The 16,353-nt window shown below is 42.0% G+C and carries 17 protein-coding genes; 8 read left to right on the top strand and 9 right to left on the bottom strand.

All coding sequences use genetic code 11. The features are described 5' to 3' along the window. Nucleotides 1-45: 45 nt before the first annotated feature. Both ALT761_RS17110 and ALT761_RS17105 read right to left on the bottom strand, forming a co-directional pair. Nucleotides 46-891 carry an NAD-dependent epimerase/dehydratase family protein gene (locus ALT761_RS17110; protein WP_129740109.1) on the bottom strand — a complete coding sequence of 282 codons (846 nt, stop codon included), beginning with the start codon at nucleotides 889-891 and terminating at the stop codon, nucleotides 46-48. A 303-nt stretch (nucleotides 892-1,194) separates the two neighbouring features. Further along, nucleotides 1,195-1,995, bottom strand: a complete 801-nt coding sequence (locus tag ALT761_RS17105; protein WP_013782632.1) for a DUF2884 family protein — start codon at nucleotides 1,993-1,995, stop codon at nucleotides 1,195-1,197. Nucleotides 1,996-2,355: 360 nt separating this feature from the next. Between ALT761_RS17105 and ALT761_RS17100 the strand changes: the two genes are divergently transcribed. Continuing rightward, entirely contained in the window at nucleotides 2,356-2,547 is a 192-nt protein-coding gene (locus tag ALT761_RS17100) for a hypothetical protein (protein WP_013782633.1), read from the top strand. An 81-nt stretch (nucleotides 2,548-2,628) separates the two neighbouring features. Here the strand turns inward: ALT761_RS17100 and ALT761_RS17095 are convergent, their stop codons facing one another. From ALT761_RS17095 to ALT761_RS17085, 3 genes are read right to left on the bottom strand one after another with little or no spacing between them, the layout of a single operon-like run. After that, nucleotides 2,629-3,915: a mechanosensitive ion channel family protein gene (locus tag ALT761_RS17095; protein WP_129740108.1), complete on the bottom strand. Its 1,287-nt coding sequence runs from the start codon at nucleotides 3,913-3,915 to the stop codon at nucleotides 2,629-2,631. A gap of 2 nt (nucleotides 3,916-3,917) precedes the next feature. Beyond that, nucleotides 3,918-4,811 (bottom strand): acyltransferase, encoded by an 894-nt coding sequence (locus tag ALT761_RS17090; RefSeq protein WP_129740107.1) that lies wholly within the window; start codon nucleotides 4,809-4,811, stop codon nucleotides 3,918-3,920. Then, nucleotides 4,808-5,722 (bottom strand): acyltransferase, encoded by a 915-nt coding sequence (locus ALT761_RS17085; RefSeq protein ID WP_129740106.1) that lies wholly within the window; start codon nucleotides 5,720-5,722, stop codon nucleotides 4,808-4,810. Before ALT761_RS17085 ends, ALT761_RS17090 begins: the two co-directional genes overlap by 4 nt. A 124-nt stretch (nucleotides 5,723-5,846) precedes the next feature. Here ALT761_RS17085 and fghA point away from each other — a divergent pair, with 124 nt between their 5' ends. Then, nucleotides 5,847-6,689, top strand: coding sequence for an S-formylglutathione hydrolase (fghA, locus tag ALT761_RS17080; RefSeq protein ID WP_129740105.1), 843 nt, complete (start codon nucleotides 5,847-5,849; stop codon nucleotides 6,687-6,689). Between the two features lie 62 nt (nucleotides 6,690-6,751). On the opposite strand, the gene ALT761_RS17075 is transcribed toward fghA, so the two are convergent. From ALT761_RS17075 to ALT761_RS17060, 4 genes are read right to left on the bottom strand one after another with little or no spacing between them, the layout of a single operon-like run. Beyond that, entirely contained in the window at nucleotides 6,752-8,857 is a 2,106-nt protein-coding gene (locus ALT761_RS17075; RefSeq protein ID WP_129740104.1) for a sensor domain-containing protein, read from the bottom strand. A gap of 9 nt (nucleotides 8,858-8,866) precedes the next feature. Beyond that, nucleotides 8,867-9,352, bottom strand: coding sequence for a Rab family GTPase (locus ALT761_RS17070; protein WP_126872815.1), 486 nt, complete (start codon nucleotides 9,350-9,352; stop codon nucleotides 8,867-8,869). Beyond that, nucleotides 9,349-11,121: an OmpA family protein gene (locus ALT761_RS17065; protein WP_129740103.1), complete on the bottom strand. Its 1,773-nt coding sequence runs from the start codon at nucleotides 11,119-11,121 to the stop codon at nucleotides 9,349-9,351. The genes ALT761_RS17070 and ALT761_RS17065 overlap by 4 nt, the downstream gene beginning before the upstream one ends. Nucleotides 11,122-11,127: 6 nt before the next feature. Then, complete coding sequence (locus ALT761_RS17060) at nucleotides 11,128-11,664, bottom strand: hypothetical protein (protein ID WP_013782641.1); 537 nt, start codon at nucleotides 11,662-11,664, stop codon at nucleotides 11,128-11,130. Nucleotides 11,665-11,992: 328 nt separating this feature from the next. On the opposite strand from ALT761_RS17060, the gene dusA reads away from it, so the two are divergent. The 6 genes from dusA (at nucleotide 11,993) to ALT761_RS17030 (ending at nucleotide 16,352) form a co-directional block, all read left to right on the top strand. Then, nucleotides 11,993-13,036 carry a tRNA dihydrouridine(20/20a) synthase DusA gene (gene dusA / locus ALT761_RS17055; RefSeq protein WP_129740102.1) on the top strand — a complete coding sequence of 348 codons (1,044 nt, stop codon included), beginning with the start codon at nucleotides 11,993-11,995 and terminating at the stop codon, nucleotides 13,034-13,036. A gap of 228 nt (nucleotides 13,037-13,264) precedes the next feature. Next, entirely contained in the window at nucleotides 13,265-13,546 is a 282-nt protein-coding gene (locus ALT761_RS17050; protein WP_126872812.1) for a hypothetical protein, read from the top strand. 351 nt (nucleotides 13,547-13,897) lie between these two features. Then, complete coding sequence (pspA, locus tag ALT761_RS17045) at nucleotides 13,898-14,569, top strand: phage shock protein PspA (RefSeq protein ID WP_126872811.1); 672 nt, start codon at nucleotides 13,898-13,900, stop codon at nucleotides 14,567-14,569. Between the two features lie 88 nt (nucleotides 14,570-14,657). Beyond that, the gene (locus ALT761_RS17040; RefSeq protein WP_013782645.1) at nucleotides 14,658-14,858 is read left to right on the top strand and encodes a PspC domain-containing protein; all 201 of its coding nucleotides are present in this window, start codon (nucleotides 14,658-14,660) and stop codon (nucleotides 14,856-14,858) included. Beyond that, nucleotides 14,858-15,202 (top strand): hypothetical protein, encoded by a 345-nt coding sequence (locus tag ALT761_RS17035; RefSeq protein WP_129740101.1) that lies wholly within the window; start codon nucleotides 14,858-14,860, stop codon nucleotides 15,200-15,202. Before ALT761_RS17040 ends, ALT761_RS17035 begins: the two co-directional genes overlap by 1 nt. A 157-nt stretch (nucleotides 15,203-15,359) precedes the next feature. Next, nucleotides 15,360-16,352, top strand: coding sequence for a DUF2333 family protein (locus ALT761_RS17030; RefSeq protein ID WP_013782647.1), 993 nt, complete (start codon nucleotides 15,360-15,362; stop codon nucleotides 16,350-16,352). The last annotated feature ends 1 nt before the right edge of the window (nucleotide 16,353 follow it).

Below are 16,353 nucleotides of genomic sequence, written 5' to 3'. Positions count from 1 at the left end.
ACGGCATTTTTTATAAATGAATGTCCTTCAAAACATCCAATTTCACTAAATCATGTCATCAGGGTTGGCATAGTCGGGAAGTATTCCCAGTAAAGCCCAACTCGCTTTTGCATCAATCACCTTGCCCGTTGGGGCTAAATCTGACTCACTAAATGTGGGAGCAGCTATCCCTTTTTTCTGTGCCGCCTGAGTATAGTAATCGCCTCTTTTGGGGTGCTGCAAACTACACAGATGATATAAATCTGTACTATCGGTTTTGCTAGTGTTGTTCATACTACTATCTGCCAAAATCAGTGTCTTTAACGCGGCAACAACATCATGAATATGCACTAAGTTAATTCTTTTGTTACCTGCATTTAGCGTCCTTCCACTTAAGGAATTTACAGGGTGGCGATCTGTGCCTGTTAACCCAGCAAGGCGAACTATCTTAACGTCTACATTGGCATTCGCTTTTAAATCTAACAAGTGCTGCTCTATTGCTACATGTGCTTTTGCCGATGCGGTTTCAGGTTGAGTGCTGGCGTGTTCACTTAGCACATCAGCTCTATTTTCGCCGTATACCGAGGTGGTACTAATGAAAATAATGCGGGCTACTCTGGCCGCCGCTGCATTATCAATAAGGGCAAGCATGTTATCGGTGAAATCATCTAACTGGGTATTACGACGGCCAGGTGGAATGTTTAGTACCAGCGTTGCATTGCCAAGCGCTTCACATAGTGTTGTGGTGTCGTCACCCAAACTAAAAACCAAGCCTTTAATGTGCTTGTCGCTTATCTTCAACGCTTTTTCTTCGCTTCGCGTGGTGGCAATAATAGTATGGGTAGCTGACATGGCTTTACCCAAGTAGCGACCAAGCCAACCGTAACCGCATATAACTAGCTTATTATTCATAACGTCTTCTTACATGATAATGGGGCGTGAGAGTAAAAGTATCAAAAATACGCGGCAAGGCGCAAAACGGATTGGTTCTATGGAGTAAATGCGAGCACACAAATGCTGGTTGCTAGGTACACCTTATCTAGGAATAAGGTGCAAAGCCCGATGTGCTAATTGATGAGGGAGAAAAACGATTACAATGGCATGAGTTAAAAAACAAGAAACGCTAGCGGGAAAGCTAGCGTTTTAAAGTTATTAAACGTAAATTAAACGTGGTTTGAATGCAGTGGGGGAGTTACCACACCAATAAAGCCACAATTACATTTTCATTTCGCCACTTCGCATATCGATTAAGTCTAAGCCACCTAACCCAGGAATGCTGGTTTGCATTTTGTTTTCTGCATAATTAGCTTCTTGCAACACTTCACATAGCGCATCGCCTTTTTCTTCAAGTGCTGCAGCTTGTGATTCAACACGGTGTTCAATAGTTTCCCCAAAGCGCTCCATTTTTTCCTCGAACGCTTCCATATCGCCACCGTTCCATAGCATTTGCGTACCAACAGCAATGAGGATTCGGCCCATTGATTCACTAATTAGCGACTCGAATTGCGCTTCAAATTCGTCTTCCCAGCTTTCGTCGAAAAAGCCTGGCTCGTCAAACTTAGCCGTATCCACTTTGATATTGCCGCTGTCATCATAAAAAGACGTTGCCAACTTTTCGTTAAGCGATGTAAACATCGTATCAAAATCTTCAGTAAGCTTATTATCGCCGCCAAGCAGTTCACCGAATACTTCTGAAACGGCGACACTCGCAATCTCTAACCCTTCACTTGCGATATTAAGGGTCATGGGGATAGCAGTATCGATACGGTCGTAATAGGTATTTACCCATTGTTGCTGTTCGTTGTTCAACGACACACTCTCACCGTTAATCACTAAATGGTAAGTGTCATCAATCGACATGGTAGAACCATTTTGCATGTCGACAGTAATTAGGCCTTGGTAATATTGAAGATGGCCATCCAATTCGATATCGCAGCTAGTCTCAAAAGCAAACGCTGGCACGCTAAGTAAAGATGAAGTTACTAAGGCAAGTGGAAATAATTGTTTAATTTTCATTTTTTGAAATCCTATTAACCATGATGCTGTCGCGAAGACCCTTTAGCGCAATGCGCTCACTCTGTTTTTATAACCTGCTATTACAAGCTCAGTTGTAACCTAGGTGTTGTAACCTAAGTATTGCAACCTCAGTGCCATTTCAATAATTCTCTTAATTTCAGTATCTTATGGTTTTTCAGATAGGCGGTGGCACTAACTATTTACCACAATTTAGCATTTAGCTTAACTATTTGGCATTTTTGACTAAGATCAAAGTGGTAAGAAAAAGAGCACATTACTCGTATTTAATGCTTTTTGAGGCATGTTCATCTAGATTGATTTCATGCATAATAACGTCAGAAAAATTAAAGGGTTTAGAGAATGACTGATTGGATTAACGCAATTGTATTTGGTGTTGCGCTAATTGCCTTCACTCTGGGGCTTAGCAGCATCGTAATGGGTTTCATGACAGCTGAAACTGGCGCAAAAGGCATGCAAGAAAAAATCGAGTATGGTTTCTTTGGTGTGTCTGGGCTAGTGGTTTGCTTGCTAATGGGTTATGCGTTAGCTTAAGTAATGATTTCCATAAAAAAACCGGCTTAGGCCGGTTTTTTTATGTCTAGCGTTTAAATTTCGTTGCTACACTAGCAAGCGCTAGTCTTGTTCACTCTGGCTTATTTCCATAGCATTGGATAAATACCCCAAATGGCCGTCACGTTGGTAAGCAACTAGGTCAAACAAAGACAGCATGGCCATGACATGGTCAAATATATCCGCTTGAACCTTTTCATATTTCACCCAGTCTTTTTCAATACTAAAACAGTATAGCTCCAGCGGCAGGCCAATTTCGTTAGGGGGCAGTTGGCGCACCATCAAGGTCATTTCTTGGTTCACACTTGGGTGTTTGCGCAGATAGGATTCTAGATAAGCTCTGAAGGTACCAATGTTGGTTAGCTTGCGGCTATTTAATAAATCAGACTCATCTATAGAGTAGTCTCTATTGTATGCTCGTAATTCATTTGTCTTCTTCTCTATGTACTCACTTATATAGCGAATTTTAGAGAAGCGCTCTAACATCTCGTTGTCACATAATTTAATAGAATGAACATCGATATACACAGAGCGCTTTATCCTGCGTCCTCCAGATTCTTGCATGCCTCGCCAGTTTTTAACCGCTTCGGTGGTTAAATTGTAGGTAGGCAGCGTCGAAATAGTTTTATCCCAGTTCTGCACTTTTACGTTGGTTAAACCTATTTCTTTAATTTCACCATCTACTTCGTATTTCTGCATGGTGATCCAATCACCGGTGTTAAACATGCGGTTAGCAGCAATTTGAATACCTGCCACAAAACCTAATATGGTATCGCGGAAAATGAGTAACAGAACTGCGGCAATAGCGGTTAAGCCAGACACCAAGAGTAAGGGGCTTTTATCAACAATTAACGAGATGCTGAACAAAATGGTAAGAATGGCAAAACCGAGTTTGGTGACTTGAATAAAGCCAGTAATAGGTGCACGTTTAGACAGCGCAGAGGCGTTGTAAACATCTTCCACCGTACTCAAAATGGCGTAAATACCCAACAGCCCACTGTAGAGCATGTACAACAACGCACTTTTTATTAATAAGCCATACAACACAGAGGCTTCTTCAATAAGCACTGGGGTAGCAAGGAAAATGAACAGGGCAGGGAATAAATGCATAAGACGGCGGAAGAAGCCATGCTCTTGCAATGCGTTATCCCAAATGTTGGTGGTTTTTGATACCCATCTTGCTATTTCAGGGCGAACAATCAATCTTGCAAAGACGTAAATAACAATCGCTATCGTTAATATGGTGCCTAACGCTAGCGCATTATATAGCGGGTCGTGCATGGTCAGTGATGGAAAAAAATCCTTCACTAGATGCATGAAGTTATCACGTACAGTTGAGCTTACTTCCACAATTACGACTCCAAAAGACGTTTGATACGGCTATCTTTATTTTTCCACATGGCATTTAGCCAATCTTGAAAAGTGGTACGAAACTCAGGTTCACTCAACGTAGAGTGTTGCTGAAGTGCAGGCACAGGCATCACATTAACATCGATTATGATTTTGGTCATAGTACCACTTAGCATGGCCATCATTGGATGGCGCTTATTCTCTGGATACAACAATGAGATATCGAGTACATTCGTAAATAGTTCACCCATTGCAGCCAATGTAAAAGAAACGCCTCCCGCTTTAGGCGGAAGTAAGGTTTCATAAGGGCTTCGTTTCTGATGGTGTTTTTGTGTGGTAAAGCGGGTGCCTTCAACAAAATTAATAACAGTGGTGGGCACAGTACGAAACTTTTCACATGATGCTCTTGTCGTTTCTAGATCCTTACCTTTTTTTTCTGGGTACTTTTCTAAATAGGCCTTAGTGTATCTGTGCATAAACGGCATATCTAACGCCCAAGCCCCTAACCCTACAAAAGGAAGCCAAATTAACTCCTTTTTAAGAAAGAATTTTGGGGCAGGTATGCGATGAGTGGCAAATTCAATCAGTAACACAATATCAAGGTAACTAAGATGATTGGCGATAATTAAATACCATCTGTCTTTCGACAATTCGCCATGAACCGCACACTCAATATTGACTTTATTGAAGAGGCGAATAAGTAATACGCTAACGCGGCCAAAACTAAACAAGCAAGCGTGCATGACGCTATTCCACGCTTCGGTAATTCTACCTGATGGGAGTATTAGTTTAACTACGCCGAACAAGATGATGAGCCCTCCCCACAGCGCAAGGTTAACAATTTGAAGCGCAGTGTGAACAACGAAAATTAGAGGGGAAAACAAGGTACGGATCATAGTGGCTTCTGAGTTGCGTTAATCGATTCTAATTGGTCATTTTTATCTTGCCAGCGGCTATTTAGCCAACGCTGAAATTGGCTTCTTACCTGCGGGTCGTCAAAGTAATTATCATTAAAGTAACCATTTTCGGTAATATCCGTGATGGGAGTGACTTTAATACTTACGCGAATATCACTTACTTTGCCGCTGACGAAATCCCAAAATGAGGGAACGCCGCCAGGGTAATCAATTGTTACATCTATTAGCTTGTGTAACTGCGAGCCCATGGCAGAAAGTACAAAGGCTACGCCGCCCGCTTTAGGCTTAAGCAGGTGGCTAAAAGGAGAGTTCTGTCGGTCATGTTTTTGTTGGGTAAAGCGGGTGCCTTCCACAAAATTCATGATACTTACCGGCTTGGTTTGAAACTTTTCGCATGCTTTGCGGGTAGTTTCCATGTCTTTGCCTTTTAAGTGTGGATTCTTCGCCAAGAAAGATTTTGAGTATCGGCGCATAAAGGGAAAATCGAGAGCCCACCAAGCGAGGCCTAAGATAGGGACGTAAATCAGTTCTTTTTTAAGGAAAAACTTTAAAAATGGGATTTTACGATTGAATACGCGTTGTAAAACTAAGATATCGACCCAAGATTGATGGTTGGCAATAACTAAGTACCAGTCATTACGGGTAAGTTGATCAAGGCCGGTAACATCCCACTTTGTTCTACTACTCACTCGCTGATTAAGATTGTTAATCGTAATCCATGCGGTTGCGCACGCGTCCAAGATATACGATATAAATCGTCTCCAAGGCGCAAGCGGTATAAGTTTGAAAAAAGACAAAATAATGATGGGCGTTGCCCATAAAACCGTATTTAAAAAATAAAAAATCACTGAAATGGTGCCAATCAGGTGATGCATTAGGCCTCTTATCATCGTACTTACCTCAAAAATTAGGCACTTAGTGTAAACGAACTTGATTTAAAATCCGATAGACCCTTTACTGTTTGCTACAGCAAAGTGGTTATTTTTCTAAATTTATTAGTGTACAGGAGTCATTATGGAGCTTATTAGTGAAAATCGTGCGTTTGGCGGTAGGCATTTACGCTACAGTCACGATGCAAAGAGCACCAATTGCAGTATGACATTTGCAATCTACCTACCACCGTTTGCCTCCGCTGAGAAACCAGTACCAGTGTTATACTGGCTTTCAGGGCTTACCTGTAACGACCAAAACTTTATGCAAAAAGCGGGGGCGATGAAGTTAGCCGCAGAACTTGGAATGGCAATTGTTGCGCCAGATACCAGCCCGCGAGGTGAAGGTGTTCCTGATGACGAAAACGGCGCATATGATTTTGGGCTGGGAGCTGGCTTTTATGTTGATGCCACACAAACGCCATGGAAAGCGCATTATCAGATGTATAGCTATGTCACCGAAGAGTTGCCTAGCGTTGTTGAACAACATTTCCCCGTGACAAAAGAGCGCGCAATTAGCGGTCACTCAATGGGTGGACATGGCGCACTTGTTGCTGGTTTACGTAATCCAAATCGCTATGTATCTGTTTCTGCTTTTAGTCCAGTGTCGAACCCTTCTGATTGCCCATGGGGCCAAAAAGCATTGAGTCAGTATTTAGGAGATGATCAATCAGCATGGGATGAATACGATGCTGCAAAAATTATTGCTAGTAAAAACCACGCCATTCCATTATTGGTTGAGCAGGGTAATAGCGATGAGTTTCTGTCTGAGCAATTAAAACCACTGGCACTTGTGCAAGCCGCTCAGCAATCAGATACGCAGTTAACGCTGAATATGCATGAAGGCTACGATCATAGTTACTTCTTTATCGCGTCGTTTATTGAAGACCACTTAGAGTTTCATGCTGGGCATTTAGGCCTAATTTAAGTGCCAGCGTACCTTATAAAATGCGTTAGTTAGCTGCCTGACCAAATCATATACGCAGTTTTCTAACGCAGTTTTTCTACGAAGTCACTAATCGACATAGGTCTGTCAAAGTAATAACCTTGGGCATAAGTGCAGGCGTTGTCTACCAAAAACGTCTGCTGCTCTTGCGTCTCAACACCCTCAGCGATAATGCTAATATTTAAATTTTTGGCCAAGCCCAAGATAGCTTGAATAATAGCCTGATCGTCGGTATTTGCTTCTAAATCGCTCACAAAGGAACGGTCTATTTTGAGTTCATCAATAGGCAGTTTTTTAAGGTAAACCAAAGAGCTAAAACCCGTTCCAAAATCATCAATTGATATAGTAATTCCCATGGCTCTAAGTTCGTTCAGCAACACAGACACCGTATCTAAACTGTCTATGAACACACTCTCGGTGAGTTCTATCGATAAATGCCTTGGGTCGATGGCTCTGCGCTTTAAAGACGATTGTATTTGATGAAGCAGCACAAGATCGGTGACTTGTCGGCCTGAGATATTAATCGCTAAGCGAATGTCTAAATTAGCCTCTGTAAGCTTATCAATAGCATTACAAGCTTCTTCTACCAACCATTCACCAAATGGGAATATTAGCTCCGTACGTTCTGCAAGTGGAATAAAAACATCCGGTGGAATGTAGCTTCCGTCTTCTGTCTTCCAGCGCGCTAATGCTTCACACTTAACAATTTTACCGGTTTGTAAATCAACGATAGGTTGTAAGAAAAGCGCTAATTGATTGTTTTGAATGGCAGTGCGAAGTTTGCTTTCCAACTCAGACATACTCTTATGTTGGCGTTGCAGCATTTCACTATATTCAAGAATAACGTTTTTACCTTGAAACTTCGCAATTTGGAGGGCGATATCTGCATGACGCAAAAGTATATTCCCTTGCTCTCCGTGTTGAGGATAACCGGCGATGCCAATATTAATCCCAAGATTTGATTCAGCGCCATGCAGCGAAGTATAGGTGTTCACCAACTTCTTCTTCATATCCTGCGCATAATCTAAAGTGTTGACGCCACTGAAGGTATCGGTGCGTTTTACTATGGAAAATTCGTTGCTTCCCATTCTGGCGATAAACCCACTATTGCCAACAAAACCTTGCAATCTTGATGCAAAAGACTTGAGTATTTCATCCCCTGAATGATAACCAAGCTTTTCGTTAATCTTCTTAAACTCTCTTATATCTATAATAAACAGAGCAAATTTAACGTCCTCTTGAACCAACTTCTGAACATAGCTATTGAAAAAATTACGGTTTGCAATTTTGGTCAAAGAGTCCATGCCCGTGGCAGAGAGTACGCTTTCTTCTTTATTTCGAATGTGACTGATATCGGTGAGAAGATATACCCAGTGGGTGAGTTCACTATCCTGAATAACGGGGTGAATGGTTACCTGTAACCATACTTCATAATTTTCCGTGGGCTGCCAATAGAGCTCCCCTTGCCATGCTGAACGCTTTTCAATGAGCGTTGGAAGGAAGGTGTCTGGCACGCTGACATCTTCAAGTAGGTGTTCAAGCCTGTCAGAACTGTTACTTGCTCGGCTACAGGAAAGGAGCAGTCGAGCGGACTTATTATCTAGTACAGTTTCACGGTTTTTATCTAAAATAACGACGCCAGTTTCTAAGTGGTAGATAGCTTGTTTTATGGGGGGAACTAACTTTTCGTAATTTTTGTTTTTAAGTAGTGTTTTATCTAGACGCTGACGTATGTATTCGTGTTGACCTACAATTTCGTGATGGCTTAAAAGTAGCTCTCTGGCGGCTTGAAGTGTTTTTTGCTTTTCTTCGTATTGGCTTTCTACATTCTTTATCACTAAGAAGTGTTCGCCTTTGCCGCTATTAATCGCGAGGGCTTCTAAACGGAGTGCTTGATTCTTGTTTTCTTCAGTCCAAAAACCTGAAGATAGGGTATTAATGCTGTCATTTCGCCAAATATCATTGGCGTCAGTCATAAAATCGTTTAGAAAAATGGAAGAGAATGCATCTGGATTAATCTTATCGTCATCGTTCAGAGAGACGATTTTATGAAGCCACGATACATCAGGTGTAAGACATTGAAGGCTCGTTGTACTCTTAAATATAGCGCAGTCTGTAATCCCTAGCGCATTAAGAAGATGTATATCCATAGGTAACTCCTACCAAAACGCAATTGTACTGAAGAGTTCTTCAACATTTTCGCCTGTCTTCGCACTGGTTTTAGTCAGTGATGTAAACTTCTTCGCATAGGAATCAAGCTCTTCTTCGCTCCAGTGCCAGCTTGAAGGGAGGTCGGTTTTATTGACCACGAAGAAAGCCGGAATATCAGGGTAGTGTTCCCTAGCCATCTCGAGGATTTCTATACCTTCTAATAATGACTGAGAGCGAGTTTGATCGACCACGATGATATAGGCACTTGCGCCTCGCAAATAGCGTGGGTTGAACCCGCAATATCTATCAATACCTTCAAGATCCCACAGTAGCAACTGCACACCTCGGCCATCTTTGTTAACTTGTTTTTTATCGATTTTAACACCGATTGTCGTTTTATATTTTTCAGAGAAAATACTTTCGACGAACTGTTTAACAAGGCTCGTTTTACCAACACCGGTAGGGCCTAAGATGCATACCTTTTTTTGAATCACTGTGCGTCGACCTCTGAAGTCTGCGAGTCAGATAGCAAAACATTCATAAATACAGTTCGTCCCATTGAACCCTCACTTAAAGATAACTGGCCAAGCCCTATTGGAAAAAGAATGCTAGGGTCAACCTTCATGGGTAGCAGCGCTTCTTTCACGTTGTTAGCTCTTAATTTGCTTAAGGCAAGATTGCGTGCAGAGCTACCTGAATTATCACTTGCACCCAAAATAAAGACCGCAACTGACAGATTAAGCTGCTTCGCGAGTAGCTGCAACTGGAACAACTCTTGACCTAATTGTTCTATTACTTCTAATTGCTCAGAATCTAGGTTCTCTTGTGCAATTGCAAACGGTAAATGTGTTGAAGAAATTCTTGCTACAAGGTCATTTATAACCGCAGTATTAAGTTCTTCTGTATTTGCACGTACCCCATCGACAATATCAATACCAGTAAGATCAGGTTTTAACTGAGAAATACCAGGTATTGCTCGAAGATCACGTGTGAATGAACGTAATGCATCAATCGTCATCTCACCGCTCAGAAACAATACATCATTTTCACTATAAATGGCGGTGAGAGCGTTATTCGTTGTTGCCATCAAGGATGATACTTTGTCGATAACGACATTTTTTTGTAGCGACACAAAGGGCTCTTCGTAAATAGTCACTTTGCTGGTGTTGACTTCTTGGCTTTCTAACCACGCAAGGGATGATTGCATATGAGGATCGCGTAGTACGCGCACTTGCACCTTGCCATCTTTTACGGCTGTGTCAGTAAGCACTATACCAGCTGGAGGAGGTAAATCCCTTATTGTGCTTTGTAGTATCGATAAATCTATTCGTAAAAATGCAAGATAAGCTAAAAGCAGCAGTACGATGCCGATAACAACACCACCAATGAGTCTTTTTTTCTTACCTTTCGCTTCACCTTTCTTCGCGCTAATTAAACAGTCGTTCAGTAAGGTTTCACAACCCGCAAAAGGCGCGCTGTCGCCTTGATACTCTTGCAATGGAACCTGATAAAACTGATGGAATTCTTCTAGTGCTTGCTGCAATCGACTTCTAATATCTGGCGGAACACTGCCAACAACTGCGGCAACTAAAATGGCCTGCGGCCCTATTTTTATAAGCAGTGTGAAATCACCGGTTTTGATTTCACCTAATTCGTTTTCGGCTTCATTCTCTTGCGACTGAAATGCATCAGCAACAAAATCATTAATGGCAACCAGCATTGATGAAATAAGATCAGCGTCTTTACTACGCTCAGGATCAGAGGAAATAGTATGCAGCAGCGTACCGGTTTCTCGATGAATGACAAAAAGCTGCTGAACTTGGTATTGATAGACTTGAGATGCGACGTAATCAGAATATCTAATACCAGATTGCCACGCTTTAAAACGCCACGAAACACTTTTAGGGCTAAGGCTGTTTTCGATAAGTGCGTTGGTTCTTTCTACGAAATCGACTAAGAATGACGATACTGCTTTACGAACCAAGGTGCCGACAAGGGGGTATAACGTGCCTACGATTTTATCGCTGTTTGCTTCAATTGAACGATGCAGTGACTTTTCAACCAGTGGCACCAGCACTTTATTCACCGAGCCGTCTTTGCTTTCCCTTTCGTGTAATGCTTCAGAAACAATACCGCCTACCACTTCTTTGGCATTGCGTTTTACTATTTCTTGAACATATTTGTCATCCTGGCCAAGTATTAATGCTCTGATTTGATCAAGAGAATTATCCTTCGATTCAGGAGAAAGCCCGTTATCTTCCATTTACAGCTACTGGTCAGTTGCTAAGTTCGAAGCCATGGTGGAAAGCAAGTTCGCCAGCGTCTTTCTATCAGTTTTCGTTTCTGATAGTTCACTTGTAACCTGCTGCAGACGCTCGAGTAGCTCTTGATGACGTTTACTAAATACATTCTCTAAGGAATCTAGTTCTTTGACCACATGTGCTTCTAGGGCATCGTTATCATTCTTGGCAGAGGTTTCGGCTATTTCAAGTTCTGATTGCAGTTTATCAGTGGTGGCTTGAAGCTGATTTTGAACATTACTGTTCGAGCTATTCGCCCCTTCAAGTCGATGTGACAAATCTTGAACTTGGTTATCGATGAGCTTTCTAATGTCATTGAACTGAACTTCTAGCTGATTATTCAACGTAGCAAAGTTGTCATTTATGCGAGATTCTAAGCTGGCCAAATCTGCCTTGAATGCTCGATTAGTTTGACCAAAAAGTATCTCTCTTAACTGAGTAAGCTCGTTACCCGCTTGCGAATCGTCGGGTTCGGCTTCCACATTTTTAGATGGTTTATTTGCCATGCAAAAAATCTCCCTTGGGCATAAACATAACTGCGTTCACATCAAACCTCTGAACTGGGCTTAGTAAATAAGCCCATTAAATAGAAAAATAGGATGCTTTTTATTCTTTTCTCTACCATAGCGTGTAAAGGTGCGATTGGAAATAACACATTAGTTTTAAATGTGTTTTTTACTTTGGCGAAAAAGCTTGCTGCTGATATGACCGAACAGCTTTAACCTTTACCATTACAGTAGTAAAATAACGGGATTCAGCGAAATGTTTATAGACTAAGTATTAGTCTCTAAAACAAGCAAACGCTACTTATCTATATAATATTGAGGTGACTTCTTGTCTTTCGCTCCACTAAATCGTAAGTTCTCCATTGCCCCTATGCTCGATTGGACCGATCGCCATTGTCGATACTTTCTTCGGCTGCTCTCAAAGCACTCATTGCTTTATACCGAAATGGTAACTACGGGTGCGATTATTTACGGCAAAGGAGACTACCTTGGATTTAACCAAGAAGAACACCCAGTAGCGCTGCAACTTGGCGGTAGTAACCCAGAGCATATGGCGAAATGTGCAGTACTTGCCCAAGAACGCGGTTACGATGAAGTGAATATCAACGTGGGTTGCCCTTCTGATAGAGTGAAAAATGGCAGCTTTGGCGCATGTTTAATGGCGCAACCTGAGGTGGTTGCTGACAATGTTAAAGCTATGCAGGCTGAAGTTGATATACCTGTTACGGTAAAATGCCGCATTGGTATCGACGATATGGATGAATATGAAGATTTCGCCCGTTTTATAGATATAGTCGCGAATGCTGGTTGCGATACTTTTATTGTGCATGCGCGCAAAGCGTGGCTGCAAGGGTTGAGCCCAAAAGAAAACAGAGATATCCCGCCGCTAAATTACCCTAGAGTGCACATGCTTAAAGAAGCGCATCCTGGCCTTTCTATTAGTATTAATGGCGGTGTTAAAACCTTAGCTGATACCCAAGAGCAACTGAAATACGTTGATGGCGTAATGATGGGCAGAGAAGTGTATGCCAACCCTTATATTCTGGCCAATGTGGACGCCGAGATTTTTGGTGACGAATCAGGTCAACCGATTAGCCGCCGCGATGTCGTATTAAAGATGCAGCAATATATAGAAAAGTGTATTGCGCGCCAAGACGACCCTTATTTCAAGCCTTGGCACGTAGCGAGGCATATGCTTGGCTTGTATCAAGGTCAAGCGGGTGGGCGTATATGGCGTCGTTATCTTAGCCAAAATGGTACCGGAAAGTCTCCAGATCCTCATTTATTAATGAATGCGCTTGAAGCTGTTGAGTCAGCGCAGCAAGAAATCAATGACTACAATGCGCAAAAAGCGGCGAATAATATTTCTTAAATGAACGGTAAGGTACTGAGTGGTCAAATACACTAAGCGAATTAATTAATTTGACCAAACCTTGGTGTTGTACGAAAAGTGGCCGAAATGTCGCGGGTGTCGTGATTTCTAATATCTTATATTAATTCAGTAGCTTACCTATAATTTTCCTAGATGGCACGAGTTTAGCTATCTATTAATCAAAGCAATAGCGAAGGGCTGTTGCAGTGATTACCATCAAGGGAAATTATGAAAACTTCACTTTTAGCAGCATCAATCGTTTCTATCACTTTATTTAGCGCTGGCGCCAATGCGCAAGAATCAATCCTCCAGTCAATATTGACGAATATGGTTGATCACGCCGTGAGTATCACTACCAACGAAGTAAAAGCAAATGTGTACCAAACGGTGGCGAATACGGCATATCACTTTGAGTTAGAAGGTGAAGCTACAACGGGTAAAGTAGAAGTTACCGATATCGCAGCAACATCAACTGCCGATACTGAAAAAGCTAGCTCTAGTGCTGAGTAAGCCATCGACGGTTCTACCCTATTTATGAAAAACGACCTAATAAGGTCGTTTTTTTTTGCCTTAATTTTTAAACGTAACGCTGATTTTGTCACTGGTTAAATTGACGAATAGTGAGTGGTTAAATTTGCTAAAAAGTTGGTTTATAGGAAAGCGGCGGAGCACCAGTTATTTTTATTTTTAAGTTTTAATTAATAAAAACAGCATCTTACTGATTTGGCACGCCAATTGTAATGTATTTGATAAGCAAAGAGATGTAAGCGACAAGATTGGCGTCAGCATAGTTAATCGCCAACCGTAGCATGGCCACTGCCTAGTCTACGTTATTAATCACACTGAAACGGAGCAATAACAATGGGTATGTTTTCAAGAATAAATGACATCGTGCAATCAAATTTAAACGCCATGCTAGATAAGGCTGAAGATCCTGAAAAAATCATTCGTCTAATTATCCAAGAAATGGAAGAGACCTTGGTTGAAGTACGCACTGATGCAGCACGTTACTTAGCCGACCAGAAAACCTTAGCTCGCCATATGGCTTCAGCAGAAAAAGATATCAACGGTTGGCAGGATAAAGCGCAGCTTGCCATGAATAACGACAAAGAAGGTTTGGCTAAAGCCGCGTTGGTAGAAAAGCAGAAATATGTTGCCAAGCTAAGTCAGCTAGAGCAACAGCAGGTACAACTGGCTGAAATTATAGAGAAAATTCAGGTTGATACAGGCCGTTTAAATAGCAAGCTAAATGAAGCGAAGCAAAAGCAAAAGTCGCTTGTTAGCCGCAAACAAACGTTAGAAACGCGGCTTAAAGTAAAAAGCGTGGATAACAGCAACAAAATCGATGATGCCATGATGCGTTTTGAGCATTACGAGCAGCGCATCGACACACTTGAAGCGCAGGTGGATGCTTACGACCTAACCAAGGATAGCGGCAGTGTTAGCTCTTTAGCCGCAGAGTTCGACGCCCTAGAAGCCGATGAAACGATAGAGAATGAACTGGCTGCGCTTAAGAAAAAAAAGGTAGCGTAAATATTAAGTGGAGTGCGGCGTAGGCTAGTAGCTGCGCACTCTCACCGTACAACCCTAAGCAAATCTGAAATGAATTGAGGAAATGAAAATGAAAATGCCATCACAAAAACGTATTTATAGAGATTTAGACAGCGCGGTTATTTCAGGTGTTTGCGCAGGCGTTGCACGGCACTTAGAGGTAGATCCAATTTGGGTTCGCGTTGGCGCAGCAACGGCGCTTATCTTTATGCCAGCTATCGCCGTAGTCTCTTATTTCGCGGCAGTCATGCTATTACCAAGGGCAGTGTAATGAAAAACTTTCTCATCGCTATTGTGTTAGCTGTGATCTTGGTTAATTGTTTAGGCAGTGTTATTGACGACTGGTTTGGTATGCATATCGTAATGTCAGATGAATTACTTAGTCCTTGGGAAAACCTTGCTGCACTATCTGTGATAGGGGTTCTGTTAGCGGTAGTCGGTTTTGTCGTGGCAGTCAGTGTTCTTGGCACGCTATTGTTGGCTGCTGGTGCGGTGTTCTTAGCATTACTTGCTGCAGGCATTGGCGCGTTTTGGCCAATCGTTGTTTTAGCTATACTTATCTATGCATTTAAGGACAAATCCAAGCGTGATCAACACCTAAATCGTCCTGTATGATGATTATAAGTTTATTTAAGTTGTGTTATTAGGCCGTTAAATGGTGATATAACTGCAACCGTCATAAAGGTTTAGTAATTCTCGCGTATTTATAATTAGTTATACATTGCCGGTTAAGTCCGGCTTTGTGTCATTTGAAAGGAAGGTTGGCATTGATATGAGAAAATCAATTAGCACAAAACGAGTAGCCATTGTCATTGCAGTGTTGTTTCTGATTTTTTGGTTAATAGGTCTGTACTGGAGCATGGCACCAGACGCCTACGACGTTAAAAAGCGGGTGGCGCAACAAGCACAAAATATTAATCCAGAAGACGTGGCCGGCTATACGCTTACTGCAACTATGATTGATGTCTCTGAAACCTTGCTAGATAAACCGGGTGGTTACCTGTCGAATGATGTAATGCCCCCAGGTGTTTTCTTAGATAATATGCCGTCTTTCGAATTTGGCGCGCTGGAAATGATTCGAGACCTTGCGCTTTCTATGCGTAAAGACTTTAGCCGTTCGCAATCTCAATCGTTAGAAAACCCTTATCTGACTAAAGCGCATCCTAAATTTAATATGGATCATAAGAGCTGGATGTTTCCGTCGTCTGAGTCTAGTTACCGAGACGGCATAGAGCTTCTAAAACTTTATCGCGATCAGCTTGCGAACCCGCAAAATTCTGACAGTCAATTTTATACTCGTGCTGATAATTTACGTGAGTGGCTTAAGCAAGTTGAAAAGCGTTTAGGCAGCTATTCGCAGCGGTTAAGTGCCAGTGTTGGTTCTGCAAGAATTAATACAGATTTAGCGGGCGATTCGAAAGCGAAGCAATCTACCTCGGTAGCGCAGCAGCGTACGGTTAAAACTAGTTGGTTCAAGCTAGACAATAATTTCCATGAAGCGCGCGGCGCGACGTGGGCGCTACTACACTTTCTTAAAGCGGTAGAAGTTGAATTCTACGATGTATTAGAAGATAAAAACGCATTGGTTAGCTTACAGCAGATAATTCGTGAGCTTGAAGCAACTCAGCAGTCTGTGTTCAGTCCTGTTATTCTAAATGGCAGTGGCTTTGGTATGCTGGCTAACCATTCTTTAGTGATGGCGAACTATATTTCTCGCGCTAACGCTGCTTTAATTGAACTTTCAGAACTTCTCAGTCAAGGATAAC

This window comes from Alteromonas sp. 76-1 (assembly GCF_900654235.1).
Lineage (GTDB): Bacteria > Pseudomonadota > Gammaproteobacteria > Enterobacterales > Alteromonadaceae > Alteromonas > Alteromonas naphthalenivorans.
The sequence above is the reverse complement of the archived record's forward strand: the minus strand, read 5'-3'. Positions and strand labels throughout refer to the sequence as shown.